Source organism: Amycolatopsis sp. NPDC102522 (genome assembly GCF_055584485.1).
The window spans coordinates 280,202-306,347 of the sequence record NZ_JBVJLY010000002.1 but is presented as its reverse complement, the minus strand read 5'-3'; the positions used below and the strand labels follow the sequence as shown (position 1 = coordinate 306,347).

The 26,146-nt window shown below is 68.5% G+C and carries 23 protein-coding genes and 1 tRNA gene; 16 read left to right on the top strand and 8 right to left on the bottom strand.

Annotation, left to right across the window (positions count from 1 at the left end; genetic code table 11):
• Positions 1-5: 5 nt before the first annotated feature.
• Positions 6-626 carry a hypothetical protein gene (locus ACZ6YV_RS07400; RefSeq protein ID WP_465508818.1) on the bottom strand — a complete coding sequence of 207 codons (621 nt, stop codon included), beginning with the start codon at positions 624-626 and terminating at the stop codon, positions 6-8.
• A gap of 238 nt (positions 627-864) precedes the next feature.
• On the opposite strand from ACZ6YV_RS07400, the gene ACZ6YV_RS07395 reads away from it, so the two are divergent.
• Complete coding sequence (locus ACZ6YV_RS07395; protein ID WP_465508817.1) at positions 865-1,209, top strand: ankyrin repeat domain-containing protein; 345 nt, start codon at positions 865-867, stop codon at positions 1,207-1,209.
• A 405-nt stretch (positions 1,210-1,614) separates the two neighbouring features.
• Here the strand turns inward: ACZ6YV_RS07395 and ACZ6YV_RS07390 are convergent.
• A tRNA-Arg gene (locus ACZ6YV_RS07390) sits at positions 1,615-1,687 on the bottom strand.
• Between the two features lie 65 nt (positions 1,688-1,752).
• Positions 1,753-2,190 (bottom strand): MarR family winged helix-turn-helix transcriptional regulator, encoded by a 438-nt coding sequence (locus ACZ6YV_RS07385; protein WP_465508816.1) that lies wholly within the window; start codon positions 2,188-2,190, stop codon positions 1,753-1,755.
• Positions 2,191-2,235: 45 nt separating this feature from the next.
• On the opposite strand from ACZ6YV_RS07385, the gene ACZ6YV_RS07380 reads away from it, so the two are divergent.
• Both ACZ6YV_RS07380 and ACZ6YV_RS07375 read left to right on the top strand, forming a co-directional pair.
• Complete coding sequence (locus ACZ6YV_RS07380) at positions 2,236-3,360, top strand: epoxide hydrolase family protein (RefSeq protein ID WP_465508815.1); 1,125 nt, start codon at positions 2,236-2,238, stop codon at positions 3,358-3,360.
• A 151-nt stretch (positions 3,361-3,511) separates the two neighbouring features.
• The gene (locus ACZ6YV_RS07375; protein ID WP_465508814.1) at positions 3,512-4,429 is read left to right on the top strand and encodes a cation diffusion facilitator family transporter; all 918 of its coding nucleotides are present in this window, start codon (positions 3,512-3,514) and stop codon (positions 4,427-4,429) included.
• An 85-nt stretch (positions 4,430-4,514) separates the two neighbouring features.
• On the opposite strand, the gene ACZ6YV_RS07370 is transcribed toward ACZ6YV_RS07375, so the two are convergent.
• Both ACZ6YV_RS07370 and ACZ6YV_RS07365 read right to left on the bottom strand, forming a co-directional pair.
• Positions 4,515-5,237 (bottom strand): DUF305 domain-containing protein, encoded by a 723-nt coding sequence (locus ACZ6YV_RS07370; protein ID WP_465508813.1) that lies wholly within the window; start codon positions 5,235-5,237, stop codon positions 4,515-4,517.
• On the bottom strand, positions 5,237-6,037 hold the full coding sequence (locus ACZ6YV_RS07365; protein WP_465508812.1) for a DUF3105 domain-containing protein: 801 nt from the start codon (positions 6,035-6,037) through the stop codon (positions 5,237-5,239). The genes ACZ6YV_RS07370 and ACZ6YV_RS07365 overlap by 1 nt, the downstream gene beginning before the upstream one ends.
• A 203-nt stretch (positions 6,038-6,240) precedes the next feature.
• Here ACZ6YV_RS07365 and argS point away from each other — a divergent pair, with 203 nt between their 5' ends.
• The 7 genes from argS to ACZ6YV_RS07330 all read left to right on the top strand — a co-directional run bounded on the left by argS (position 6,241) and on the right by ACZ6YV_RS07330 (position 15,682).
• Positions 6,241-7,896: an arginine--tRNA ligase gene (gene argS, locus ACZ6YV_RS07360; protein ID WP_465508811.1), complete on the top strand. Its 1,656-nt coding sequence runs from the start codon at positions 6,241-6,243 to the stop codon at positions 7,894-7,896.
• 3 nt (positions 7,897-7,899) lie between these two features.
• Entirely contained in the window at positions 7,900-9,333 is a 1,434-nt protein-coding gene (gene lysA, locus ACZ6YV_RS07355) for a diaminopimelate decarboxylase (protein WP_465508810.1), read from the top strand.
• Between the two features lie 3 nt (positions 9,334-9,336).
• Positions 9,337-10,647: a homoserine dehydrogenase gene (locus tag ACZ6YV_RS07350; protein WP_465508809.1), complete on the top strand. Its 1,311-nt coding sequence runs from the start codon at positions 9,337-9,339 to the stop codon at positions 10,645-10,647.
• Positions 10,644-11,705 (top strand): threonine synthase, encoded by a 1,062-nt coding sequence (thrC, locus tag ACZ6YV_RS07345; RefSeq protein WP_465508808.1) that lies wholly within the window; start codon positions 10,644-10,646, stop codon positions 11,703-11,705. Before ACZ6YV_RS07350 ends, thrC begins: the two co-directional genes overlap by 4 nt.
• Positions 11,702-12,583 (top strand): homoserine kinase, encoded by an 882-nt coding sequence (gene thrB / locus ACZ6YV_RS07340; RefSeq protein WP_465508807.1) that lies wholly within the window; start codon positions 11,702-11,704, stop codon positions 12,581-12,583. Before thrC ends, thrB begins: the two co-directional genes overlap by 4 nt.
• Before the next feature lie 455 nt (positions 12,584-13,038).
• Complete coding sequence (gene rho, locus ACZ6YV_RS07335) at positions 13,039-15,063, top strand: transcription termination factor Rho (RefSeq protein WP_465508806.1); 2,025 nt, start codon at positions 13,039-13,041, stop codon at positions 15,061-15,063.
• Positions 15,064-15,154: 91 nt separating this feature from the next.
• Positions 15,155-15,682, top strand: a complete 528-nt coding sequence (locus tag ACZ6YV_RS07330) for an AAA family ATPase (RefSeq protein WP_465508805.1) — start codon at positions 15,155-15,157, stop codon at positions 15,680-15,682.
• A 299-nt stretch (positions 15,683-15,981) separates the two neighbouring features.
• On the opposite strand, the gene ACZ6YV_RS07325 is transcribed toward ACZ6YV_RS07330, so the two are convergent.
• Positions 15,982-16,527, bottom strand: a complete 546-nt coding sequence (locus ACZ6YV_RS07325) for a CHAP domain-containing protein (protein ID WP_465508804.1) — start codon at positions 16,525-16,527, stop codon at positions 15,982-15,984.
• Between the two features lie 222 nt (positions 16,528-16,749).
• On the opposite strand from ACZ6YV_RS07325, the gene rpmE reads away from it, so the two are divergent.
• Together rpmE and prfA are read left to right on the top strand one after the other, a co-directional pair.
• Positions 16,750-16,977, top strand: a complete 228-nt coding sequence (gene rpmE, locus ACZ6YV_RS07320) for a 50S ribosomal protein L31 (protein ID WP_465508803.1) — start codon at positions 16,750-16,752, stop codon at positions 16,975-16,977.
• 81 nt (positions 16,978-17,058) lie between these two features.
• Positions 17,059-18,129, top strand: a complete 1,071-nt coding sequence (gene prfA, locus ACZ6YV_RS07315) for a peptide chain release factor 1 (RefSeq protein ID WP_465508802.1) — start codon at positions 17,059-17,061, stop codon at positions 18,127-18,129.
• Positions 18,130-18,132: 3 nt separating this feature from the next.
• Here prfA and ACZ6YV_RS07310 read toward each other — a convergent pair whose 3' ends face one another.
• Positions 18,133-18,870, bottom strand: a complete 738-nt coding sequence (locus tag ACZ6YV_RS07310; RefSeq protein ID WP_465508801.1) for a hypothetical protein — start codon at positions 18,868-18,870, stop codon at positions 18,133-18,135.
• Between the two features lie 147 nt (positions 18,871-19,017).
• Here ACZ6YV_RS07310 and ACZ6YV_RS07305 point away from each other — a divergent pair, with 147 nt between their 5' ends.
• A complete protein-coding gene (locus ACZ6YV_RS07305) occupies positions 19,018-20,781 on the top strand; it encodes a hypothetical protein (RefSeq protein ID WP_465508800.1) in 1,764 nt (587 codons plus the stop codon).
• Positions 20,782-20,784: 3 nt separating this feature from the next.
• On the opposite strand, the gene wsfD is transcribed toward ACZ6YV_RS07305, so the two are convergent.
• Positions 20,785-22,218 carry a glycan biosynthesis hexose transferase WsfD gene (gene wsfD / locus ACZ6YV_RS07300; RefSeq protein WP_465508799.1) on the bottom strand — a complete coding sequence of 478 codons (1,434 nt, stop codon included), beginning with the start codon at positions 22,216-22,218 and terminating at the stop codon, positions 20,785-20,787.
• A 124-nt stretch (positions 22,219-22,342) separates the two neighbouring features.
• On the opposite strand from wsfD, the gene ACZ6YV_RS07295 reads away from it, so the two are divergent.
• The 3 genes from ACZ6YV_RS07295 (at position 22,343) to ACZ6YV_RS07285 (ending at position 25,992) form a co-directional block, all read left to right on the top strand.
• The gene (locus ACZ6YV_RS07295; RefSeq protein ID WP_378243563.1) at positions 22,343-22,891 is read left to right on the top strand and encodes an HD domain-containing protein; all 549 of its coding nucleotides are present in this window, start codon (positions 22,343-22,345) and stop codon (positions 22,889-22,891) included.
• Positions 22,892-22,975: 84 nt separating this feature from the next.
• Positions 22,976-23,842 (top strand): peptide chain release factor N(5)-glutamine methyltransferase, encoded by an 867-nt coding sequence (gene prmC, locus ACZ6YV_RS07290; RefSeq protein ID WP_378243561.1) that lies wholly within the window; start codon positions 22,976-22,978, stop codon positions 23,840-23,842.
• Positions 23,843-24,006: 164 nt separating this feature from the next.
• Positions 24,007-25,992: a M6 family metalloprotease domain-containing protein gene (locus ACZ6YV_RS07285; protein ID WP_465508798.1), complete on the top strand. Its 1,986-nt coding sequence runs from the start codon at positions 24,007-24,009 to the stop codon at positions 25,990-25,992.
• Positions 25,993-26,146 lie beyond the last annotated feature (154 nt).

Below are 26,146 nucleotides of genomic sequence, written 5' to 3'. Positions count from 1 at the left end.
CTCGGCTAGGCCAGTTCGTTGACCGTTTTGCCGTCTCCGTCCAGGATCTTGATGGTCGGGCGGTCGTTCTCGTCGACCTGGAGCACGATTCGCGGACGCCCTCGGGAATCGCACAACGCCAGTTGCGCGCCGAAGGTGGTGTGGGAGCCGAAGAGCGCGCGCGGCGTGGCACGGGCGCCGGGTCCGGCGTCGGGATCCGGAAGGCCGTTGATGGTCAGACCCGCGCCACCCACGCCGTCCTTCGCGGACAGGCTGAGGCTGATCCCGTCCACCGCGTGCGGATAGTCGAAGGCGAGGTGGCCGCCGGTGGGGTGGACGAGCAAGCCGCCCTTTTCGTCGCCGGTCTCGTCGTTGAAGATCAGATAAGAGCCGTTCTCCGGCCCGGAGCGCCGCTCGGGCGGGTAGGTCTGGCCGTCGATGATCAGCGGCGGTTTACGGCTGTCGAGCAGGAATCGCTGCCGCCCTCGCTTGTCCACCACGGTGAACGACGGGCTCACCTGGTGCTTGTCGTTCACCGCTGAGTCGACAGTGGACTCCGCCGCGCCCGCGGTGCCACCGGCCAGCAATGCGCCACCAGCGGTCGCCGCCACCCCGAAGGCCGCCCGTCGTCCGAGATCCCCTGCCATCGCCCCAGCCCCCTCAAGTCGGTTGCCCGGACGCTAGCAAAGATCACCGGGCAGTGTGACATATTGACTGCAAGTGTCACTCGCCTGGAGTAGCATGGCTTGTGCTTGCGAGCGTCGCAGAAGTATTTCCGAATGTGTGGACAATTCTTTCGAATTGCTGGAATGGGTATATGATTTCGAGCGTCGAAACCGGGCGCTCGACGCTGGCTTGACTTCGTGTTGCTATTGGGGATGGTTGATGGTGAACGACCTGTGTCCTGCCCATCGAGCTGTCGAGATGTGTGATCTTCCGCTGCTTCGTGAACTCCTCGATGGCGGCGCTGACATCAATGAAGAGTGTGGCGGGTTCACGTTGTTGCACCATGCCGTTGATGTCGAGATCGACAGTCACACGCAGACGGGTGAGCCGCTGCACGTGGACGTCACGGCCTACTTGCTGGCGCGAGGAGCGGACCCAAAGCGTCCTTCGGATGGCGGTTGCGGTGTTACCGCCGAACATATGGCCTTCCAAAGACGTCATTGGCTGGCGTCGGCCCTCTTTGAGGCATGGGGTATCCGTCGGCAGGGAGAGCGGATCTATTGAAGGTAAGGCAAACGTGTCATAGTCGTGGGTGGGTTCGTTTGCCGGGGTGACTGTCGGTGCGGTGGCGTCTCGTGTGCTTGGTTGCCCCGCTCGGGTGTGCGGGGTCTGAGCACGTGAGTTCCGTCTCCAAGCACGCGAGATCCGGGTCTGGGCACGCGAGTGTTGTGTCACGGCGCCCAGGCCGAGTCACGCCACCTTTGCTCTTCTCCTCAATAGCGGCTTTCTCGGTGCCACACGCTCGCCAAGACGACGCCGCAGACGTAGGCCCGCACCCGGAGTGAGCCGACTGATGGAGTCGCAGAATGGCGACGGAGAACAGCGTTACGGTGACTCACAGTTGTGGAAGTCTTGTCACGTAACCGTCCAGCTCAGACTGGCGAACGGCGTTTGGTTCGATCGGAAGTGTGCCCTCGGCAGGATTCGAACCTGCGACACCTGCCTCCGGAGGGCAGTGCTCTATCCCCTGAGCTACGAGGGCGTTGCCGCCTGGGCGACTTCGAAAGCTTAGCGCACCCCGCCCGGCCTCCTCTCGCGAGGTGGTCGTTAACCCTGGTGATGCTCCACGACGCGGGCGAGGAGCCGCGTCAGCTGCTTTCGTTCGGCGGGGTCGAGCGGTGCGAGGAAGACGTCCTGGGTCTCGCTGACCAGGTCTTCCAGGTGCTGGAGCCGGTGGGTGCCCGTGTCGGTGAGGGTGATCAGGTTGCGCCTGCCGTCGGCAGGGTCGGGGGCGCGCTCGACGTAGCCCGCGTCGCAGAGTTCGTTGATGACGGCGACGACGTCGCTGCGGTCGATGCCGGTGCAGCGGCTCAGGGTGGCCTGGCTCGACGGGCCGTTCTCGTCGATGGCCGCGAGGATCCCGTAGTGGTACCGGCGGGCGCCGCTGCGGGCGAACTCGTCCATCGCGAGCCGATGGGCCACGGTGGCGGCCTGATTGACCAGCCAGCTGGCCTTGCCGCGAAGTCGGGCGGGGGCGGTACTCATCAGGAAAGCGTAGCGTTGGTGACACCAATGAACTGGGAGGACGTCGTGATCGAACCCTTCGAAGTACGGATCCCCGAAGCCGCCATCGCCGATCTGCGGGCCCGGCTGCGGGCCACGCGCTGGCCCGAGCCGGCCACTGTGGATGACTGGGAACAGGGTGTCCCGCTGGAGTTCGCGCGGGAGCTGTGCCGGTACTGGGCGGAGGACTACGACTTCGGTTTGGCGGACCGTGTCAACGCTTTCCCGGGTTTCAAGACCACTGTGGACGGTCTCGGGATCCACTTCCTGCACGTGCGGTCGCCGGAGCCGGACGCGACGCCGCTCGTGCTCACGCACGGCTGGCCGGGTTCGGTGGCCGAGTTCCTCGACGTGCTCGGCCCGTTGACCGACCCCGCCGCGCACGGCGGCGATCCGGCGGACGCGTTCCACGTCGTCGCGCCCTCGCTGCCGGGGTTCGGCTGGAGTGACAAGCCGTCGTCGACGGGGTGGAACGTCGAGCGCATCGCGCGGGCCTGGGACGAGCTGATGGGGCGGCTCGGCTACGAGCGCTACGCCGCGCAGGGTGGCGACTGGGGTGCCGGGGTGACGAACATGCTCGCCAAGGTCGCGAAGGAGCGGCTGATCGCCGTCCACGTGAACATGGCGGGCGTGCCGTACGACGAGGCCAAGCTGGGGGAGCCGACGGCGGAGGAGAAGGCGGCGATCGGCGATCTGGCCCGGTTCCGCGCGGTCGGGTCCGCGTACTCGCAGCAGCAGGCCACGCGCCCCCAGACGGTCGGCTACGGGCTCACCGACTCGCCTGCGGCGCAGGCGGCGTGGATCGCCGAGAAGTTCTGGGAGTGGACCGACAACGACGGCTCGCCGGAGACCGCGTTGTCCTGGCGGCAGATGCTCGACGCGATCTCGGTCTACTGGTTCACCGGGACGGCGGCTTCGTCGGCGCGGATCTACTGGGAGAACAAGGAGCGGGACGCCTCCGCGGTTGAAGTTCCTTCGGGTATCTCGATCTTCCCGCGCGAGATCATCCGCCCGTCGCGGCGCTGGGCGGAGCTGCGCTACACCGATCTTCGCTGGTACGAGGTCCTGTCCAAGGGCGGCCACTTCGCCGCGTTCGAGCAGCCCGAGATCTTCGTCGGCCAGCTGCGGGGGTTCTTCCGGTCGCTTCGGTAGCGGTCCGTGTCGGGTTCAAGTTTCGGGAAGGCCCTCATGGGGGATGGCTTCCTTGTGTGGCTTAAGACATGGTGAACTTAGGCTCACCTGTATTGCACATATGCGCATGTGACAATATATTCGGCCTGTCGACTTCACGAGAGGCGGAGCAATGGGTCACGGGCACGGGCATGGGACGGCCTCGCCGTCGAGCGCGTCAGGCCGATACCTCAAGAGCCTGACGATCGCCCTGGTCATCGGCGCCGGCTTCATGGTCATGGAGTTCATCGTCGGGTTCGCCACGGGCTCGCTCGCGCTGATCTCCGACGCCGCGCACATGTTCACCGACGTCCTCGGGGTCGGCATGGCGCTGGCAGCGATCATGCTGGCCCGGCGCAGCGGCCCGACCCTCACCCGCACCTTCGGGTTCTACCGGGCCGAAGTGCTCGCGGCGCTGGGCAACGCCATCCTGTTGTTCGGCGTCGCGGGCTACGTCCTGGTCGAGGCCCTCGGCCGGATCAGCGACCCGCCCGCCGTCCCCGGCCTGCCCGTCCTGCTGGCCGCAGCCGCGGGGCTCGTCGCGAACATCATCTCCTTCCTGATCCTGCGCAAGGGCGCGGAGGAGAGCATCAACGTCCGTGGCGCGTACCTCGAAGTCCTCGCCGACCTGATCGGCTCCGTCGGTGTGCTGCTGAGCGGCGCGATCACGCTGCTGACCGGCTGGCGCTACGCCGACCCGATCATCGGTGTCGCGATCGGCTTGTTCGTCCTGCCCCGCACGTACGCGCTGGCTCGGCGCGCCCTGCGGATCCTGTTCCAGCACGCGCCCAAGGGGGTCGACGTCGCTGGGATACAGGCCGAGCTTGGCGGGCTGAAGGGCGTCGAGGACGTCCACGACCTGCACGTCTGGACGCTGACGTCGGGGATGGAGGTCGCTTCGGCGCACCTCACCATCGCGCCGACCGTCGAGCAGGCCGCGGTGCTCACCGAGGCGCAGAACCTCCTGGCGAACCGCTACTCGATCGAGCACGCGACCCTGCAGATAGAAGTGCCCCAGTGCGCTCAACGCTGCCGGGAACTCTCCTGGTAGCCGCCAGATGTCATGAAAGGGTCGTTCAGGACGAAAAATGTCCTGAACGACCCTTTCATGACATCCGTGAGAGCTGAAAGGACCGTCAGGCGGGGAGCGGGGAAGCGCCGCGCTCCTGCAGCAGCCCCTTCATCAGGTCCATCTCCGCACCCTGCGAGACGAGCATGCTCCGCGTCAGCGACTTCACGTCCGCGATGGACGTGTGGTCGTTGCCGTACTGAGCCATCTCCGTCCCGCCCATGTGGTGCCGAAGCATCAGCTGGAGGAAGAAGACGTCCATCTCCTTGCCGGTCAGCGATCGCAGTTTGGCGAGTTCGGCCGAAGTCGCCATGCCCGGCATCGGCGCGCCGTTCGACGGCTTCATGTCGGCGCCGCCGTGCCCGGAATGGCCCGCCATCGGCTCGGTCATCCAGGTCATGTACTCGCCGGTCGTCTGCTCGGGCTGGCCCCACAGGCCCAGCCAGCCCTTCATCCGGCCGACCTGGCCGGTCTGCGTGCGCTCGATGTCGAACGCGAGGGTCTTGATCGCCGGATCGGTCGTGTGGTCCCGCGCCCAGCCCGCCATGGTGACGGCCTGGAGGTGGTGCACCGACATGTCCTGCGCGAAGCCGACCTCGACCGAGCCCGTCCCCGGGGTCGTCGGCTCCGGATCGGAGTCGACCAGCCTGGTCGTCAAGGCGCCGAGGCCGAAGCCGACGATCAGCATGACGACCAGGGCGGCCCCGACCACCAGCCAACGGCTCTTGGCCGACCGCGAAGTGTCGTCCGGTTCGTCGATGTACTGGAGATCGGGGTCCGTCTGGCTCATTACTTGCTCGCGGGCGCCGAGGGCTGGGTGGCGGGCACGGACGGCACGCCGCTCTGACCGGCGCCGGGCTGGTCCTGCTGGGTGCCCGCGGTGCCCTTGTAGTCCATCGGCTTCGCGCCCGGCCCCGGCGGGGTCGGGTCGAAGTCGCCCGGCTCGATCTGCGCGTCGCAGGTGGCGTCACGCTCGGGGTACGCGCCGTACGGGTTGGTGCGCAGCGCCGCGATGAACTGGTCGATCCGCTCGTCGGAGGCGCTGTCCAGCTTCAGCTGGTGGCCCCAGGACTGCACCGAGATCGGCTTGTCGAGGTTCGGGTACGGCGACATCGTGGTGTACGGCTTGCCCTCGACGCGGACCCGCAGCAGCTCCAGCGCGTCGCCGGAGATCTGCGCCGGGTTGTAGGCGATCCAGACCGCGCCGTGCTCGAGACCGTGGACCATGTTCTCGTTGCGGACGGCCTTCTCGTAGACGACGCCGTTGCACGCGGCCCAGGCCTGGTCGTGGGGGCCACCGTAGGGCGGGGTCTTGTCGTAGGCCACGCGCTCGGCGGCCGTGACGTGCACGGAGCCCTCGTAGGTGGTCGTGGTCACGCCGTTGATCCGCTTGGACGGATCCGGGTCCTGCTGCGAGGGCGCGAAGGCGGCCGCGGTCTCTTCGCGGGTCTTCTGCTCGCGCTTCGGTGCCGAGGCGACCATGTAGTAGGTGACCACCGAGGCCGCCAGGGCGACGATCGCGACGACGGCGATGATCGTGCCCCAGGGCGTGCCCTTCTTGGACACGACGGAACTACGGGCGGCCTTCATGGCGTTCTTCGACGACGCGCCCTTTTTTCTTGTTGTCCCGTTAGCCATGGCTCCTGCGTTCTCCAAAGGGGGTGGTCCCTGCGCGGGCCAGTGTAGAGACCGCGCGTCTGATCACCGTGAACAGCTGGAAGATCACCGGCTTGGCTCACACCTTCCGGCGGTCGCTGCGAAGCCCGGACCAGGTCACACCTAGAATTCCGCGAGTGACTCCCGCAGCTCTCGCCGACCTGGTCCGTAACTCAGCCGTGCAGGTTCTCACCGCGCGCGGTCTCGACGATTCCGTGCTGCCGGAGAAGGTGACGATCGAACGTCCCCGCAACCCCGAGCACGGCGATTACGCGACCAACCTGGCGTTGCAGGTGGCGAAGAAGGCGGGGATGAAGCCCCGCGACTTCGCCGACGCGCTGGCCGAGGCCCTCGCCGCCACCGACGGCATCGACTCGGCCGAGGTCGCCGGGCCGGGCTTCCTCAACCTGCGGCTCGCCGCCGACGCGCAGGGCCAGATCGTCCAGCAGGTCCTCGACGCCGGCGAGAAGTACGGCCTCGGCGACGAGCTGGCCGGCCTCAAGATCAACCTCGAGTTCGTCTCGGCGAACCCGACCGGCCCGATCCACCTCGGCGGCACCCGCTGGGCCGCGGTCGGCGACGCGCTGGGCCGCGTGCTGTCCGCGCAGGGCGGCCTGGTCACCCGGGAGTACTACTTCAACGACCACGGCGCGCAGATCGACCGCTTCGTCCGGTCGCTGGTCGCCGCCGCCAAGGGCGAGCCCGCCCCCGAGGACGGTTACGCGGGCGGCTACATCAACGACATCGCCGCCGAGGTCATCCGCCAGGAGCCGAGCGCGCTTTCGCTGCCGGAAGACGAGCGGGCCGAGACGTTCCGCAGGGTCGGCATCGAGCTGATGTTCACCGAGATCAAGCAGAGCCTGCACGACTTCGGCACCGACTTCGACGTCTACTTCCACGAGAACTCGCTGCACGAGTCCGGCGCGGTCGCGTCCTCGGTCCAGCGGCTGAAGGACTCCGGGAACCTGTATTTCGAGGACGGCGCCTGGTGGCTCAAGTCCAAGGAGCACGGCGACGACAAGGACCGCGTCGTCATCAAGAAGGACGGCAACCCGGCCTACATCGCCGGTGACCTCGCCTACTTCCAGGACAAGCGCGAGCGCGGCTTCGACCTCTGCATCTACATGCTGGGCGCGGATCACCACGGCTACATCGCCCGGCTCAAGGCCGCCGCGGCCGCCTTCGGCGACGACCCGGCCGTGGTCGAGGTCCTGATCGGGCAGATGGTCAACCTGGTCTCCGACGGCAAACCCGTCCGGATGAGCAAGCGCGCCGGTACCGTGATCACCATGGAGGACCTGGTCGGCACCGTCGGTGTCGACGCGGCCCGCTACGAGCTGATCCGTTACTCGGTCGACTCCACTTTGGACGTCGACCTCGACCTGCTGCGCAAGCATTCGAACGACAACCCGGTCTACTACGTCCAGTACGCCCACGCGCGGCTGGCCTCGTTGCAGCGCAACGCTTCCGACCTCGGTGTCACATTCGAGGGCGAAGCCGACCTCGGCCTGCTCACCCTGCCCGCCGAGGGCGACCTGATCCGTACACTCGGCGAATTCCCGACCGTCCTCCGCCGAGCGGCGCAGCTGCGCGAACCGCACCGCGTCGCCCGGTACCTCGAAGAACTCGCCGGCGCCTACCACAAGTGGAACGCCGTCGGCCGGGTCCTGCCGAAGGGCGACGAAGAGGTCACCCCGCTCACGTTCTCCCGTCTCGCGCTGTGTGAAGCGACCCGCCAGGTGCTGGCGAACGGCCTTCGCGTGCTCGGTGTCTCTGCTCCGGAACGGATGTAATCGATGGCTCACCCCGCGGGCCCCCGCCACGCCGACGTCTACCCCCACGCCGACGCCTCCGGTTTCCCGCCGTCGAGTCCGGCGGAACTCGACAGGCTGTACCCGAAGGTCTGGCCCCGCAACACCTTTCGCGGCGGTGACGGCGTCGTGCGCATCGCCGGAGTCGACGTTCGCGAACTCGCCGAGAACTACGGCACGCCGCTGTTCGTCGTCGACGAGGCCGACTTCAAGTCCCGTTGCGCCGACTACGCCGAGGCGTTCGACGACCCGGCGCTCGTGCACTACGCGTCCAAGGCGTTCCTGTCCATCGAGATCGCCCGCTGGGTGGCCGAGCAGGGGCTGAGCCTGGACGTCTGCAGTGGCGGCGAACTCGCCGTCGCGCAGCGCGCGAACTTCCCGGCCGAGCGGATCACCTTCCACGGCAACAACAAATCCCTCGCCGAGCTCGAAGTGGCCGTCGAGGGGGGTGTCGGCACGGTCGTGGTCGACTCCTACTACGAGATCGCGCGGCTGGCCGACGTGGCCGCCCGGCACGACGTCGTGCAGGACGTGCTGATCCGGGTCACCGTCGGCGTCGAGGCGCACACCCACGAGTTCATCGCGACCGCGCACGAGGACCAGAAGTTCGGCTTCTCGCTGGCTTCCGGTGACGCGGCCGAGGCCGTGCGCCGGGTGCTCAACGCGCCGTCGCTCAAGCTGATCGGCCTGCACAGCCACATCGGTTCGCAGATCTTCGACGCCGACGGCTTCGAGGTCGCCGCCCGCCGCGTGGTCGGCCTGCTGGGCGAACTCGCCAAGGAGCACGGCACCGACCTGCTCGACCAGCTGTCCATCGTCGACCTCGGCGGCGGTTTCGGTATCGCCTACACCGACAAGGACAACCCGCCCCCGCCCGCGCAGATGATCACGCAGATCCGCGAGATCGTCCGCAAGGAATGCGAGTACGCGGGCCTGCCGGTGCCGAAGATCGCCGGTGAGCCAGGCCGCGCCATCGCCGGTCCCGGCACGATCACGCTGTACGAGGTCGGCACCATCAAGGACGTCTCGCTCGGAGACAAGGCCGCCCGGCGCTACGTCAGCGTCGACGGCGGGATGAGCGACAACATCCGCACCGCGCTCTACGACGCGGTGTACGACTGCCGTCTCGTTTCCCGCTCCTCCGACGACGACGGGGACGGCCAGGCCGCCGCCGCGCTGTCCCGGGTCGTGGGAAAACACTGTGAGTCCGGCGACATCGTCGTCCGCGACTGCTGGCTGCCCGACACCCTTGCTCCCGGCGACCTGCTCGCCGTGGCGGCCACCGGGGCGTACTGCTACTCGATGGCCAGCGGGTACAACCGGCAGCCGCGGCCCGCGGTGGTGGCCGTGCGCAACGGCAGCGCCCGCTTGCTGTTGCGGCGGGAGACGACGGACGACATGCTGCGCCTGGAGGTCTAGCAAGTGTCTACTGTGGACGGACGCGTGATCAGGGTCGCCCTGCTGGGCTGCGGAACGGTCGGCGGCGAGGTCGTCCGGCTGCTCACCGAGCAGGCCGAAGAGCTCGCCGCCAGGGCGGGCGCCAGGGTGGAGCTGGCGGGCATCGCGGTGCGGCGCCCCGACAAGCACCCCGAGCTGCCGCCGGAACTGGTGACCTCGGACGTGACGAAGCTCGTCACCTCCCCGGACGTCGACGTCGTCGTCGAACTGGTCGGTGGCATCGAACCGGTGCGGGAGTGGCTGCTCGACGCGCTCAAGGCCGGGAAATCCGTTGTCACGGCGAACAAAGCGCTGATGGCCGAGCATTCCGCGGAGCTGTTCGAGGCCGCCGACGCGGCGGGCGTCGACCTGTACTTCGAGGCGGCCGTCGCCGGGGCGATCCCGTTGCTGCGCCCGCTGCGCGAATCGCTGGCAGGCGACCGCATCACCCGCGTGATGGGGATCGTCAACGGCACCACCAACTTCATCCTGTCCGCGATGGACTCCACCGGTGCCGGCTACGCGGAAACACTGGAAGAGGCCAGCAGGCTCGGATACGCCGAGGCGGACCCGACAGCCGACGTCGACGGCTACGACGCCGCGTCCAAGGCCGCGATCCTCGCCTCGCTCGCGTTCCACACCCGGGTGACGGCGTCCGATGTGCATCGTGAAGGCATCGCCGACGTGACCGCGTCGGACCTCGCCGCCGCGAACGTGCTGGGCCGCACGGTGAAGCTGCTCGCCATCTGCGAGCGCGTCACCTCCGACGACGGCACCGAATCCGTTTCGGCGCGCGTGCATCCGGTGATGATCCCGCGCGGGCACCAGCTCGCCGGGGTCGGCGGCGCGTACAACGCCGTCTACGTCGAGGCCGACGCCGCCGGTGAGCTGATGTTCTACGGTCAGGGCGCCGGTGGCGCGCCGACCGCGAGTGCCGTGCTCGGCGACCTCGTCGCGGTGGCTCGAAACCGGGTCGTCGGCGGCCGTGGCCCGCGCGAATCCGCGCACGCCGCGCTCCCGGTCAGGCCGATGGGCCAGACGCCGACGCGGTACCACGTCAGTCTCGACGTGGCCGATCGAGCGGGCGTCCTCGCCCAGGTGGCCCAGGCGTTCGCCGGGCACGGCGTCAGCATCGCCGCGGTGCGGCAGCGTGACGCCGACGACACGGCCAGCCTGGTCGTCGTCACCCACCTGGCGCCGGACGCGGCATTGCGGTCCACTGTGGACGAAATTGCCAAGCTCGACGTGGTGAACCAGGTCGTCAGTGTGATGCGCGTGGAAGGCGAAGACCAGTGATTCCCCAACCGTGGCCAGGAATCATCCAGGCCTATCCCGACCGGATCCCGGTCCCGGCCGGTGCGAAGGTGATCACCCTCGGCGAGGGCAACACCCCGTTGCTGCCCGCGCCGCACCTCTCGGAACTCACCGGCTGCGAGGTCCACCTCAAGGTCGAGGGCGTGAACCCGACGGGGTCCTTCAAGGACCGCGGGATGACCGTGGCCATCACGCACGCGCTCGCCAGCGGGCTCAAGGCGGTCATCTGCGCCTCCACGGGCAACACCTCCGCGTCGGCCGCGGCCTACGCGGCCCGTGCCGGGCTCACCTGCGCGGTACTCGTCCCGCAGGGCAAGATCGCGATGGGCAAACTCGCCCAGGCCGTCCAGCACGGCGCGCGGATCCTGCAGGTGGACGGCAACTTCGACGACTGCCTCGAACTGGCGCAGAAGACCGCGATCGACTACCCGGTGACCTTGGTCAACTCGGTCAACCCGGTGCGCATCGCCGGCCAGAAGTCCGCCGCGTTCGAGATCTGCGACGTCCTCGGCAAGGCACCGGACATCCACTGCCTGCCGGTCGGCAACGCGGGCAACATCACCGCCTACTGGGCCGGATATTCCGAGTACGCCGGTGACGGTGTGGTGAAGAACACCCCGCGGATGTTCGGGTTCCAGGCGGCCGGTGCCGCGCCGCTGGTGCACGGCGAACCGGTGGCCGATCCGGACACCATCGCGACCGCGATCCGCATCGGCAGCCCCGCGTCCTGGGACGGCGCGATGAAGGCGAAGAACGCGTCCGCCGGGCTGTTCGAAGCGATCACCGACGAGAAGATCCTCGAGGCGTATCGGCTGCTCGCCCGGAAGGAGGGCGTGTTCGTCGAGCCCGCTTCGGCGACCAGCGTCGCGGGCCTGCTCGCCACGGCCGCCGACGGACGCCTGCCGAAGGGCTCGACCGTTGTGTGCACCGTCACCGGACACGGGCTGAAGGACCCGGCCACGGCGCTGGAAGGCAACGTCGAGGTCGAGCCGCTCGCCGTCGACCCGACCGCCGTCGCCGCCGCGCTGGACCTGCGATGACGCTGCTCAAGGTCAAGGTCCCGGCGTCTTCGGCGAACCTCGGCCCGGGGTTCGACACGCTGGGCCTGGCACTGGCGCTGTACGACCGGGTCGAACTCCGGATCACCGACGCCGGGCTCAAGATCGAGGTGGTCGACGCCGGCGCCGGTGACGCGGACGACGTCCCGACCGACGAATCGCACCTGGTCATCAGGGCTTTCCGGCGTGGTTGCGAGCACCTCGGCCTCCGGCCGCCCGGTGTGCACCTGCGCTGCTTCAACGCCATCCCGCACGCCCGCGGCCTCGGTTCGTCCGCAGCCGCTGTCGTGACCGGCGTCGCGGCGGCGTACGCGCTGGCGGAGAAGCCCTTGGACGACGACGCGCTGCAGCTGGCCGCCGGGTTCGAGGGGCACGCCGACAACGCCGCGGCGAGCCTGCTGGGCGGCTTTGTGGTCGCCTGGAACGAGGGTGAGCGGTTCCGCGCCGAACGGCTCCAGCCGCATCACGACATCCGGCCCGTGGTCGCCGTCCCGGCGCTGCGGTCCTCGACCGACGCGACGCGCGGGCTGCTTCCCGCCCAGGTCCCGCACGTGGACGCGGCGTTCACCGCGGGCCGGGCGGCGCTCGCCGTCCACGCGCTCACGGCGCGCCCCGACCTGTTGCTCTCCGCGACCGAAGATCGGCTCCACCAGCATTACCGGGCGCCCGCGTACCCGGCGAGCAGCGAACTGGTGCGCGCGCTGAGGGCCGAAGGAGTGGCCGCGGCCATCTCCGGAGCCGGTCCGACCGTGCTCGCGCTGACCACCGGCGGAATACTCCCGACGGGTGTCGACGTTACATCCTTCGACGTCACCGAGCTGCCGATCGATCCTGGCGGCGTTCAGGTTGCGGCTCAGTAAAGCCTCGGTCACATGCCGGAGCCCATCCCGCCACGCGGGGGGTGGTTGTTGCACCCGGCCGTGGCGCGGTCTACCCTCGGGGGCGTTCGATCACCGTGCGTTTCCGCACCCGGTGCCGGTCCAGGTGACCAGTGTCATCCTTGGCCCGCATCCTTCGTTGATCCGCCAGTTCCGCACAGAGTCCGGCAAAAGCACAGCCTGGCAAGCGGGGCTGACAGACCGACACAGGCGGGTTCCCGGTTCCGGCGGTGCCGAATTCCGCTTCCTCCGTTTGGAGGACGCAAATCCCTGTGCTGGAGGCCTTTTCTTGGTCCTGTTGGAACAGCTCCGCTGTGTTCAACACGGCTGAGGAGCTGATCGCCCGTATCGGGAGCCAACTACGCCGTTTCGCAATCGGACGCGAGCGGCGGTCCGCTGATCCGCCTGGAGGCGTGGATCGGTCAGGAAGGACATTTGTGAGCAACACCGATCTTTTGAGCGACGTCGAAGGTGGCGCCGCCGAGTCGAACGGCGCCGTCGCTCCCAAGCGCACGGTCGGCGGATTGACCGGCAAGACCGTCGCCGAGCTGCGCTCGATCGCTGGGGATCTCGGCATCGGCGAGACGACGGGTATGCGTAAGGGCGACCTGATCGCGGCCATCCGCGAGCGCCAGGGCAAGACCAAGCGCAAGACCCCCGCCGCGGCGAGCGAAACGCTTCCGCTCGAGGGCATCGATGCACCGCGCAAGGCTCCCAAGGCCGAAGCGCCCAAGACGGAGGCCCCGAAGCAGGAGGCCCCGAAGGCCGAAGCGCCCAAGACGGAAGCCGCCCCGGCCGAAGCCCCGCGCGCCGAGAAGGCTGAAAAGTCTGAGAGGTCTTCGGAGAACGGCTCCGCGCCCGCCGAGCGGCCCGCCCAGCAGGACAACGGGCAGCAGGACGGCCAGTCGCAGCAGGAAGAGGGCGGCCGCAGCCGTCGTCGCCGTGGCTCCAACCGCGCCGCGGGTGCGCCCGAGCAGGGTGGCCAGCAGCGTGAGCGTGGCGAGCGCGGTGACCGCAACGAACGTGGTGACCGTGCTGACCGCAACGAGCGGGGCGACCGTGGTGAGCAGGGCGGCAACCGCCAGGGCAACCGCGACGGCGGCCGTGACGGCAACCGCGACAACCGCGGCCAGGACAACCGCCAGCGCAACCAGCAGGGCGGCGGCCAGGACAACAGCCAGCGTCAGGGCCAGGGCCCGCAGGGTGACGACGACGAGGAAGGCGGCCGTCGCGGCCGTCGCTTCCGCGACCGTCGTCGCCGGGGTACCGGCGGTGGCCGCGAGCAGGGCGGCTCGCCCGACACCGAGATCCGCGAGGACGACGTCCTGCTGCCCGTCGCGGGCATCCTGGACGTGCTCGACAACTACGCGTTCGTGCGTACCTCGGGCTACCTCGCCGGGCCGAACGACGTGTACGTCTCGCTTTCGCTGGTCCGCAAGTACGGCCTGCGCCGCGGTGACGCCATCACCGGTTTCGTGCGCCAGCCGCGTGACGGCGAGCAGCAGCGGCAGAAGTTCAACCCGCTGGTGCGCGTCGACTCGATCAACGGCCTGGAGCCGGACGAGTCCAAGCACCGTCCCGAGTTCACCAAGCTGACCCCGCTGTACCCGAACGAGCGACTGCGCCTCGAGACCGAGCCGCACAAGCTCACCACCCGCGTCATCGACCTGGTGATGCCGGTCGGCAAGGGACAGCGTGCCCTGATCGTGTCGCCGCCGAAGGCGGGCAAGACGACGATCATGCAGGACATCGCGAACGCGATCTCGACGAACAACCCCGAGTGCCACCTGATGGTCGTGCTCGTGGACGAGCGTCCGGAAGAGGTCACCGACATGCAGCGGTCGGTGAAGGGTGAGGTCATCGCCTCCACCTTCGACCGTCCGCCGTCCGACCACACCTCGGTCGCGGAGCTCGCCATCGAGCGGGCGAAGCGGCTGGTCGAGATGGGCCACGACGTCGTCGTGCTGCTCGACTCGATCACCCGTCTGGGTCGTGCCTACAACCTGGCGGCCCCCGCGTCCGGCCGGATCCTCTCCGGTGGTGTCGACTCGACGGCGCTGTTCCCGCCGAAGCGTTTCCTCGGCGCGGCGCGCAACATCGAGAACGGCGGCTCGCTGACGATCTTCGCCACGACGATGGTCGAGACCGGGTCCACCGGTGACACGGTCATCTTCGAAGAGTTCAAGGGCACCGCGAACGCGGACCTCAAGCTCGACCGGAAGATCGCCGAGCGGCGCGTGTTCCCCGCGGTGGACATCAACCCGTCCGGTACCCGCAAGGAAGATCTGCTGCTCTCGCCGGACGAGCTCGCTGTCACCCACAAGCTGCACCGGGTGCTGCACGCGCTGGACTCGCAGCAGGCCATCGACCTGCTGATCTCGCGTCTGCGCAAGACGAAGACCAACATCGAGTTCCTCATGCAGGTCTCGAAGACGGCCCTCGGCTCGAACGACGACGACTGAGTTCTCGGTCTGGTAAGTACATGAAGGCCCCCTTCCTTGCGCTAGACGCAAGGAAGGGGGCCTTCATGTACTTGAGGCGCAGGAGGATGTCGTGGCTGCGGGACCAGGGCGGATCGTTGTGTACGGGGTCACCGGTTCGGGCAAGTCGACGCTGGCCCGGAAACTGGCCGAGCGGACCGGGTTGCCGCGGCATTCGGTCGACGACGACCTCTGCTGGCAGCCGGGCTGGGTGCCCGTCCCCGACGACGAGCAACGGCGCCGGATCACCGCGTTGGTCGCGGGCGACCGCTGGATCATCGACGGCATGTTCAGCAAATGGCGCGACATCGCGCAGCCCCGTGCCGAACTGATCGTGGCGCTGGACTATCCGCGCTGGGTCTCGCTGGGCAGGCTGCTGCGCCGGACCGTGGTGCGCTGCGTCACGCGCCGCCGGATCTGCAACGGCAACGTCGAAACGCTGCGGGGGATGGTCTCCCGCGACTCGATCATCCTCTGGCACTTCAAGTCCTTCGCCCGCAAACGGCGCACGATCCGCGGCTGGGCCGCGGATCCGGAGGTGCCGGTGGTGCGGTTGACCTCGCCGCGCGCGACGAAGCGCTGGTTGGCCCTCGTGAGTTGAGGGGTAAGGCGACGGCGCCGTCGTGTCCGAACCCGAGGTGATCAGAGACGTAACTCGCGTGATCAGGAACGGATCTCGCGTGATCAGACGGCGAACTCGGTGAACGTCGTCCGATCACGCGAGATCCGTCTCTGATCACGCGAGATCGCCGCCTGATCACGCGAGATCCGTCTCTGATCACGCTTCTTCGCACTAGAACCGTCCTCGCCGCGCCCACACCCTGAAGCGCGTGAAGGCCCCCTTCCCTCCGCTCAGCGAAGGGAAGGGGGCCTTCACGCGCGACCCCGATGCTTAGATGCTCAGCGGTGCGGAACGGCCGCGGGGGTCCAGCCGCGGTAGTTGTTGAAGTAGTTCACGCTCGACGCGTGGCCGATCTTGCCGCCGATGCTGGAGGCGTAGATCCCGCCGGAGCCGTCGGCGATGCCGACGTGGCCCCACTGGCTGATGTTCCAGTACACGAAGGAGCCCTTCGGCGGCGTCCCGGTCGTGTGCTTCGGGCTGGCGCCGTTCCAGTGCGCGTTGGCCGAGGCCCAGACGCCGGTGGTCCCGTACGCGTTCTCGGCGGCCTTTTCGCAGAGGCCCTGGTACGCGGTGGAGCCGGCGTGGTTCTTGTACCACTGGACGGCGCCGGCGGGCGTGCCGTCGCCGGCGCCCTGGATGGACAGGTCACCTTCGGGCACGGTGGTGAACGTCCCCGCGGCCGGGTTGATGTCGGCGGCGGTGATGGTGGAGCCCGCTTCGGGGGCGGCCGGAGCGGCGCCGGCGACCGGAGCCACGGCGAGGGCCGCGATGGCCAGCGCGGCGACGGCCGCCGGCTTCGCCACCTTGGCGAGGATGGTACGCATGATGCAAACCTCCTGTTGAGTATTAACCAACAGAAGGATTGTCTCGTGAGCGAGTACAAATTTCGTACAACTCGGCGTAGATAGTTGATAACTCAACGTGTTGGAATATGCCGAGGGAGGGGTGCGTTAACCCCACTGCCAGCGCCTCTGGCAAAATCATCCGCTGAAGTCCGGCACCGGTTCACCCCGCACGGGGACCCGGGGCCAACGAGAGAGGACACCATGAAAAGCGGTATTCACCCCGAGTACGTCGTCACGCACGTGAACTGTGACTGTGGCAACGAATTCACCACGCGCAGCACCAAGACCTCCGGCGCTCTCCACGTCGAGATCTGCTCGAACTGCCACCCGTTCTACACCGGCAAGCAGAAGCTCATGGACACCGGCGGCCGCGTCGCGCGCTTCGAGGCTCGCTACGGCAAGCGCAAGAAGGCCGAAGACGCCAAGTAGCTTGAACAACGGCGCCTACCCGCATGTCCGGGTAGGCGCCGTTTTTCATGGTTTCTATCCAGGGTGTTGAGAGGTGGAGTGGTGGATTCGAGTTCGCTCAAGGGTCTGCTCGAAGAGCACGTCCGGCTGGAAGAGCAGCTGGCCGACCCGTCCGTGCACGCCGACCAGGCGCGCGCACGCAAGCTCGGCCGCCGTTACGCGGAGCTGAGCCCTGTCGTCAAGACGGTCCGCGAGCTCGACACCGCCCGCGAAGACCTCGAGACGGCGAAGGAGCTGGCGGCCGAAGACTCGTCCTTCGCGGCCGAGGCCGAGGAGATCTCGGCCAAGATCCCCGTGCTCGAAGCCAAGCTCACCGAACTGCTCCTGCCGCGCGACCCATATGACGGATCCGACGTGGTCATGGAGATCAAATCGGGTGAAGGCGGCGAGGAGTCGGCGCTGTTCGCCGGCGACCTGCTGCGCATGTACCTGCGCTACGCCGAGCGTCACGGCTGGAAGGCCGAGGTGCTCGACTCGGTCGACTCGGACCTCGGCGGCTTCAAGGACGTCACCGTGTCCATCAAGAGCCGCTCGGCCGATGCCGACGGTGTCTGGGCGCGGCTCAAGTTCGAGGGCGGGGTGCACCGCGTACAGCGCGTGCCCGCCACCGAATCGCAGGGCCGTATCCACACCTCCGCGTCCGGCGTGCTCATCTACCCAGAACCCGAGGACGTCGAGGTCGAGATCGACCCGAACGACCTGCGGATCGACGTCTACCGCTCGTCCGGCCCCGGAGGCCAGAGCGTGAACACGACCGACTCGGCCGTGCGCATCACGCACCTCCCGACCGGTGTGGTCGTCTCGTGCCAGAACGAGAAGTCGCAGATCCAGAACCGCGCCCGCGCCCTGCAGGTGCTGCAGGCCCGCCTCCAGGCGATCGCCGAGGAAGAGGCCGCCGCGAAGGCGTCGGACGCTCGTCGCTCGCAGGTCCGGACCGTCGACCGTTCCGAGCGGGTCCGCACCTACAACTTCGCCGAGAACCGCATCGCGGACCACCGGGTGAACTACAAGGCCTACAACCTGGACCAGGTCCTCGACGGCGACCTCGACGGCGTGCTGAACGCGCTCATCACCGCGGACCGCGAGGAGCGGCTCGCCGCCCACGCCGGCTGATCGCTAGCCGGGTTCGGTGTAGAAGGGGTCGTCCTCGAGTCCGGTGTGGATGGCCCGGACGGACATGCCCACGTCTGAGAGCCTGTCGGTCACCTCGGCCGTGACCCGGCTGAGCGCTTCTTCGCCGCTTTCCCCGGCGAAAGCCGGGAATGCCGACAGCAATACTGCTTCGCAGGGGCCCGCGTCCGTGCTGATCCGGACCAGGGACGCCGAAAGGTCGACGGCGGGACGGCCGCACAGGCCCACGGCCAGCCGGAGGTCACCGGTGGGGACGTAAAGGTGTACCCGCGAAATGACATCGGTTTCCGCGCGCGGGGAGAAATCGTGCCGGGGGACGTACGCCGGTTCGCGCGGATCGGTACCGCCGACGGCCGCCATCAGCGAATAGAGCGTGCAGCCGTCCATCGGTGTGTCGGCGGCGTCGTAGCTTCCGTATTGGCCGGTCTCGGGCGTGCCGCGGATTTCGAAGAATTCCGCGTTCAGGCCGAAGTGGAAAAGCGCCGGTACCGCGGCGCGGTGCAGGGTGTCGGCGAGCTCCTCGTCTTCCGCCGGAGGCGTGCGATAGCCGACGGAGACCGAGTACCCCGTCCAGCCGCCTTCGGGATCCGCCCGGCAGATCTCCAGCTCGGTCGCCTCGAACTCGCCGATGAAGCGTTCGCCCAGCGCGGCGGCCGCGGCGAAATCCTCGGTTTCGACATTCGCGGATATCCGCGTGACAACTGCTGTTTCCCGGAGATCCATGACTATTTCGCGGGCCCTTCGGCGAGTGCGGATGTGTTCAGCGTACGGGCGTCGCGGTAGTGCGGCCGAACGGGCCTATCGATGATTCCCCGCCGCCGCTACGGTTCCTTGTAGTAAGAAAATCATTTCCCGGGGGAACACTGTTTCGTGGCCAGTGCAAGTGATGTGGACATCAAGGAAAGACCGCTTCCGGAGACTCGGAAACGTCTCCTGCGAGCCTTCGTGCTCGGAGCCGGAACGGTCCTGCTCAGCGCGGTCATCGTCGCCAGGATCGGCCGGTTCGGTTTCAATCCGACCGACCAGGGATTCGTGCTGGCACAGGTGCGGCGGGTCCTGAACGGGGAGATCCCGCACGTCGACGTCCTCGGGCCGAGGCCGTTCGGTTCGGCCTATCTGCACCTGATCGACCATCTCGTCCCCGCGCCGCTGATGATCGGCTCGAGTTTCGTGATGATGGTGCAACTCACCGTCGCCACGATCGCCCTCGCCGCGTTGGTGACCAGGACTTCGCCGCTGGACTGGGGCCCGCTGCGGCTCGGGCTGGTCTTCGCCGCCGCGCTGGTCTGCCTGAACACCTATCCACTGATGGCCTGGCACACCGTCGACGGTGTCTTCCTGGTCGCGGTCGGCTGGTGGCAGCTCGACAGCGGACTGCGCTCCGGCTCGCGATGGCAACGCCTGCTCGGCCTGTTCTGCCTCGGGTTCGCGGCCATCGTCAAGCAGAGCTTCCTGTTCGCCGCCCCGATCGGACTGCTGATCCTGCTGTTCCACCCCGGCGCGCCGCCGAAGAAATGGCCGCGCCTGCTCGGCGACGTCCTCGTGCTCGGTGCGGCGCCGTTGCTGTACTTCGGCATGGTCACCGTCGCCGGGGGACTGCGCTCGGCGATCGAGCAGCTCACCGGCGGCAAACAGACGTGGGGTGAAGGCCTCTACGGGTTCTGGACGGCGGATTTCACCGGCCGCACCGATCCGAGGACGTACCTCCTCCCGGTCGTGCTCGGAATGCTCGTCGTCGCCGTGACGTGGTCCGCCCGCGAACGGCTCGGCGAGCCGGGCCGCTGGCTCCGCGTCGTGACGGGCCTGTGCGTCGTGGCCGTGGTGGTGTTCGTCGTGGCTGACGGCGGGTTCGAACACGCGGGCAGCTGGCCGATCACGTTGCTGTGGCTCTTCGTGGCCGCCGCGCTGCTCGACGCCGTCGTCCGAAGACGGTTGCCCTGGCAGCACCTGGCGATCGCCGCTCTCGGCTGGATGGCCAGCCTGTCTTGGGGCTACCCGCTTCCGGGACTGCTCACCGGGATCTTCGCGCTGGGTGTGCTGGAAGCCGTCGTGCCGTCGGATCCGCCACGCCTGCCCAAGCTCGTGGGCGGCGTCCTCGGTGCCACCGCGTTCACGCTCGCCGGACTGCTGCTGATCTCCGCGCACGACAAGGCGCCGTACGCGGACAGGCCACAGGGTGAACTGACGAAGGACCTCGGGGACATCGCGCCGTCGTTACGCGGCGTCCGCACGAATCCCAGCGTGTACACCTACGTCGCCCAGATCCGCGGCTGCCTCGACCGCTACCCGGCGTCGAAGGTGGCGATCCTGCCGGACAACCCGTTCGTCGCGCCGGTCTTCGGGGTCCGCAACCCGTTCCCGCTGGACTGGCCGCTCGCGCTGGAACTGACCGGTGACAGTCCGGAAAGGATGGTCGAGGCGGCGGAACGCCTCGACCGGGAAGGGGACTATCTCGTGCTCTTCCAGACGGTCAAGGCCGTCGCGCTGACCGCGGGCGCACCGGTGCCCGACGCCGTCACCCCGGACGCGCCGACGACCGGGTACAGCAGTGTGGAGCCGCGGATCCGGGAGAAGCTCACGGGCGCGAAGGTCGCGTGCGGCAGCTTCGCGGGATTCTGGGCACCGGCACGCTGAGCGTCAGCCGGCGACGGACGCTGTCTCCGGCTCGACTTCTTCGGCCGTCGACGGTTCTTCTTCGCGCCGAGGCAGGAACGAGAGCGCGGCGAACGCGGCGGCCAGCAGGGTCGGGTAGATCGTCAGCTGCTGGTGCTTGACGTTCTCGATGCCTTCCGCGAGGCAGGAGACCAGCATCTGGCCCATCGCGAAGAACAGGAACACGAACACCACGATGCCGACGTCGCGGCGTCCGGTGCGTTTCCGGAAGGCGCGCAGGCCCGCCCAGCCGATGAGCAGCCAGATCGGCAGCAGGGCGAACAGCCCCAGCGGGGCGATCCAGCCGGTGATCCCGGACAGGACCGGGATCCGGTACTCCTTGGCCAGCGGCGGCTGCCCGGCGTGCTCGCCGAAGCTGCCGAGGTTCGGCACCCGCGCGGTCAGCGTCTCCTGCGCGGACCGGTGCAGCATCTCGACGACGCGCACGGGGTGGTCCAGGTAGTACTGGGCGACGTTGCGGCGGCTGATCTTGTCGCGGTACTGGGCGTACACGGGGTCGTGCCAGGCCGCGTTCTCGCTCCACCAGCCGGTGCCGACGTACTTCGCGAACTCCGGCGGGAGGCCCAGCGCGGCGAGGTCGCCGGTGGTGTCGTGTTTCCCGTCCACGATCCCGTTGAACACGACGTGGTACATGTTGGCCTCGCGGTACTCCGCGTTGGCCGAGTCGCCCGCCCCCTGCACCAGCGCGGTACCCGCGCCGACGACGGCGAGCACGGCCAGCGGCAGCGCCCAGCGTGCGAGGCCGCGGCTGCCCGCGGGCCGGACGAACAGCAGCGCGAGCGCGAACAGCGGGATCAGCAGCAGCGTCTGCGATTTCGCGTTGATCCCGATCATCGCGCCGAGCACGGTGACCGCGGCTCCGGTGTAGCGCCAAGGCCCGGTGCGGTGCATCAGCAGGAGCCCGCCGGCGAGCAGAAGCATGCCGATGAAGGCGGCGCCCTCGCTCAGCACGGAGGCGAAGTACCCGAAGAAGGCCGAGTCCGCCGCGACCAGCAGCAGCGCGGCCGTGGCGACGACACTGCCGCGGACCGTAAGGCGCAGGCCGGTCACGATCGCGGCGATCCCGCCCGCGACCAGCAGACAGCCGAGCACGCCCAGGACCAGCAGGTTCAGGATCGAGGACGAGCCGAGCAGCTGCCCGATCTCACTGGCGATCTTGTCGATCCAGCTCTGGCTGGAGATGTACTCGCTGTTGCAGGCAGGGGCGGGGCCGTAGGAAAAGCGGACGAAGCGTTCCGAAGGCCTGTCGAGTTCGCGCGCGCCGAACTGGCACAGGATGCGCCAGCCGTCGCCGTTGTCCGCCATGCCGATCGGACGCGGAAGCAGGAAACGGACGAGAAGCACACCGAGCGCGGCGGAAAACACGCCCAAGGCCAGTCTCAGTTCCCGGATCTTCACTCGCGCCACCTTAGGAGATTCCGGAGGGTGATCAGTTCGTGCCCTGTCGAACCAGGGCGGCACGCCTGGGCGGCGGCAGAGGAGACTGGCCGGACAGCTCGTCGTCGACACGGAGGGAAGCAGCGTGGAAGCCCTGGCCAGGTTCGGATTCGAACTGGGTGTGCTCAAGCGGATCCGGCGGGCCGGATGGTGGCAGGCCGGGGTCCGTGATCCCGAGTCGGTCGCCGAGCACACCACGCGGGTCGCGCAGCTGGCTGGCCTGCTTGCGGCCGAGGGCGGCGCCGACCCGGCGCGGGCGGCGTACCTCGCGCTCTGGCACGACACGCAGGAGACGCGGACCGGCGACCTCCCGCACACGATCAAGGGTTTCGTCGAGAAGCCGGACCCCCGGGCGATCACCGCCGCGCAGACGTCCGCGCTCCCCGGCGCCGCGCGCGGCTCGGTCCGCGACGCCGTCGACGAGTACGAAACCGCGGAGAGCCCGGAGGCGCTGTACGCACGCGACGCGGACAAGCTGGAGATGCTGCTTCAGGCCGTCGAGTACCGCGACGTCGGCGTACAGAACGTCGACGAGTGGATCGCTTCGGCGACGAAGAGCCTGCAGACCGACCTCGCGCGGCGAGTAGCCGAAGCGGCGCTGACGTTGTCGTCGCTCTCGTGGCGGGTGCGCTGAAAGCAATCGATACCCTGAGCCCGCGTGTATCGACCCCGGCACGCGTGCCTCGTGTGTCAGGCTTGACTCTGTGAAGGAACACCAGTGAACCGGCAGCCGCTGCGCCTCGCCATCATGGAAGCGACCCGCATTCTCACCGAGGCCGGCGTGGCGTCACCACGTTCGGACGCGGAACTGATCGCCTCCCATGTCCTCGGCGTCGAACGCGGCCGCCTGCCGATGGTGCCGCTGGTGGACCCGCCGGTCATCGACGCGATCGGCCAGCTCGTGAACCAGCGGGCCAAACGGATCCCGCTGCAGTACCTCACCGGCTGGGCGGCGCTCGGCGACATCACGGTCAACGTCGGCGCCGGGGTGTTCGTCCCGCGTCCGGAGACCGAACTGCTCCTGGAATGGGGCGTCAAACTGCTGCACGGGCGCGAGTACCCGGTGGTGGTCGACCTGTGCACCGGCTCCGGGGCGCTGGCGCTGGCCGTGCAGCACGCGCGGCCGGACGCCGTGGTCTACGCCGTCGACATCGACGCCCAGGCGCTCGCCTGGGCGCGGCACAACGCCGACGTCCACGCCGACGCGGGGGACACGCCCATCCGGCTGTACTCCGGCGACGTCGCGGACAGCACGATGTTCGCCGAACTCGACGGGCTCGTCGACCTGGTCCTGTGCAACCCGCCGTACGTCCCGGAAGGCACGCCGGTACCGGCGGAAGTCGCCGAGCACGACCCGGCGCGGGCGGTGTTCGCGGAGGAAAGCGGCCTGGCCGTGATCCGGCACGCGATCGCCGCCGCCGCGCGGCTGCTGCGGCCCACCGGCGGGATGGCGATCGAGCACGACGACACGCACGGCTCCGCCGTCCCGGCCCTGGTGCGGGCGCGACGCGTGCTGACCGACGTCCGAGGCCACCTGGACCTGGCCGGACGCCCCCGTTTCGTCACCGCCCTCCGCGTCTCCTGACGCTCCTCCCACCCCGCGTTCAGAGGACTGAATGCGAAAGGGAGCCGAAGCATCCGGCGGTAGTTAGCGGGACTCACGACTTCCGGCGGTGCCCAGGACAAAGCCCGCCTCCTAACGTCGATCACGGCCGCCTCCTCGGCGGTCCGACTGGGAGGTGTACCCCGATGCGATCGTCTCTCCGACGAGCCCCACTCAGAACACTCGCCGTCCTCGCCACCGTCGTACTGCTGCCGGGTCTGGTCGCCCAGCCGGCGTCCGCCGCGGTGCCGACGAAGGGCTGGCCCGCCCCGATCGACGGGTCGACCTGGGAGAACCAGGACCACATGACGTGGGACGACTACCGCAAGCCGCCCGGCACCAACTGGGCCGATCCCACGCTGAAGCCGACCAAGCGGACGTTCAGGGGTGCCGTGGTCCTCGCGGACTACCCGGACCAGGACTTCGCCGTCACGCAGCCCCCGCGTTCGACGGTGTTCGGCAACCCCGGCCCCGCCGCCAACAACATCCCGCGGGCAAACGTCGCGAAGTTCTACCAGGACTTCCTCAACAAGCCGCAGGCGCTCAACCAGGGCCACACGATCAACGAGTACTGGATGGAGGACTCCGGCGGCAGGATGGGCGTCGAACTGACCGCGTTCGGGCCGTACCGGCTGCCCGGCAAGTCCTTCGAATACGGCATGGAGTTCCAGCCCGACGCGTGCCCGCCCGGCGCGAACTGCAAGCGTGACCTGCGTGCCGACGCGGGCGCCGCCTGGAAGGCGGACGTCGGTGACGTCGCCAAACAGTTCGACTTCGTCTTCTATCTTTCCGCCGGTCAGGACGAGAGCGCGACCTGGCAGGAATTCGGCGTGATGAAATTCGGCGAGCCGGGCAACGTGCCCGCCGAATTCGGTCCCGGTGTCGCCGGAATGCCGAACGCCGCGTCCACCCGCTATGTCCCGTGGACGTCGTGGAAATCCGCGGCGAGCATCTGGCCGAACGCGGTCACCGGCTCCTCGACCCAGGCCGAAAGCTCGGGCCAGGCGGTTTACGCGCACGAATTGAGTCACATTCTCGGCATCGGCGACAACTACAACAACCCGTTCGGCACTCCGCCGTCCAGGACCTACACCGGCCCGTGGGAGATGATGTCGCGCGGCAGCTTCAACGGACCCGGCGGACCGCACACACGCTGGCAGATCCCGGCGATTCAGGGCGGCTCGATGGGGTCGCACCACATGCTGCGCACCAAGATGAAGCTCGACATCATCGACCAGGAAGACGTGCTGAAGCTCGACCGGAACTCCCTCGCCGAGACCGGCCCGGTTTCGACGCGGATCACGGCGCGTTCGGTCCTGCCGGGACAGGGCGCCTACAGTGGAATCACCATCGCGCTGACCGGCGGGGACCATTCGCCGAAATGCGATCGCTCGAAGGATCCGTTCTGCGACGGCGGCGGCTTCGACAATTACACCCTCGAGGTCGTCGACCGGATGGGCAGCGATTCCTTCGCCCCCGATTCCGGCGTCATCATCGCGAAGACGAAGAACCAGGACAACGCGCCGTTCGAATGGATCGTCGACGCGCATCCGGCCGACATCGGCATGACCGACTACAAGAAGCCGGACGGTACTCCGGTCCCGATCCCCATCGGCGACTACCGGCAGCTCAACGACGCCGCCTTCAAGGCGGGCACCGGTTCGGCGAGCAAGTACGAGTACACCGATGAGGCGAACAGGCTGAAGTTCCTCGTCACGGACGTCGAGCGCGACCGCAAGGGCGTGCTGTCTTACGTCGTCACGGTGGCCTCGCTCGACGGCGGCGGCACGCGGGCCAGGGGCGTTTCGCTGTGGCCGTCGGTCCCGGCGTTCGCCAAGCAGGGGCTCGCGACCTGCTCGTTCCCGGTACTCAACACCGGCGACGCGAAGGGTGCCGCGGCGCCCTACGACACCGACACTTACCGCCTGAGCGCGTCCACCACCGCGAAGGGCTGGGAGGTCCGGCTGCCGAACGAGCTGTCCACCGTCCCGTTCGGTGGGCGGTCTTCGGCGACGGCGCACGCCAAACGGGCCGCGGGCGGTGACCACATCGCGCAGATCAAGCTGACCGCGACGTCGATCGCCGACCCGGCCAAGACGGCGACGTCGTTCTGCGCCGCTTTCGCCTTCTGACGGGCGGCTGAAGGGGTCTTTCGCCGTACGGGCTGGGTGGGTCGTGGGTGGGGGGGGGGGGGTGGGGTACGCAACAACCCCACAACAACACACCCCCCCGAGGCAGACACCCCCCCGGGGGGGGGAGGGGGGGAGTGGAGCGCAGCAAAATGTG

Bases quoted from the DNA above. Each gene is read 5' to 3' on its own strand.
- ACZ6YV_RS07400 (WP_465508818.1), bottom strand. From the start codon at position 626: ATGGCAGGGGATCTCGGACGACGGGCGGCCTTCGGGGTGGCGGCGACC.
- lysA (WP_465508810.1), top strand. From the start codon at position 7,900: ATGGCTCACCCCGCGGGCCCCCGCCACGCCGACGTCTACCCCCACGCC.
- ACZ6YV_RS07285 (WP_465508798.1), top strand. From the start codon at position 24,007: ATGCGATCGTCTCTCCGACGAGCCCCACTCAGAACACTCGCCGTCCTC.
- ACZ6YV_RS07385 (WP_465508816.1), bottom strand. From the start codon at position 2,190: ATGAGTACCGCCCCCGCCCGACTTCGCGGCAAGGCCAGCTGGCTGGTC.
- thrB (WP_465508807.1), top strand. From the start codon at position 11,702: ATGACGCTGCTCAAGGTCAAGGTCCCGGCGTCTTCGGCGAACCTCGGC.
- rpmE (WP_465508803.1), top strand. From the start codon at position 16,750: ATGAAAAGCGGTATTCACCCCGAGTACGTCGTCACGCACGTGAACTGT.
- ACZ6YV_RS07365 (WP_465508812.1), bottom strand. From the start codon at position 6,037: ATGAAGGCCGCCCGTAGTTCCGTCGTGTCCAAGAAGGGCACGCCCTGG.
- ACZ6YV_RS07310 (WP_465508801.1), bottom strand. From the start codon at position 18,870: ATGGATCTCCGGGAAACAGCAGTTGTCACGCGGATATCCGCGAATGTC.
- ACZ6YV_RS07395 (WP_465508817.1), top strand. From the start codon at position 865: ATGGTGAACGACCTGTGTCCTGCCCATCGAGCTGTCGAGATGTGTGAT.
- ACZ6YV_RS07325 (WP_465508804.1), bottom strand. From the start codon at position 16,527: ATGCGTACCATCCTCGCCAAGGTGGCGAAGCCGGCGGCCGTCGCCGCG.
- ACZ6YV_RS07370 (WP_465508813.1), bottom strand. From the start codon at position 5,237: ATGAGCCAGACGGACCCCGATCTCCAGTACATCGACGAACCGGACGAC.
- ACZ6YV_RS07375 (WP_465508814.1), top strand. From the start codon at position 3,512: ATGGGTCACGGGCACGGGCATGGGACGGCCTCGCCGTCGAGCGCGTCA.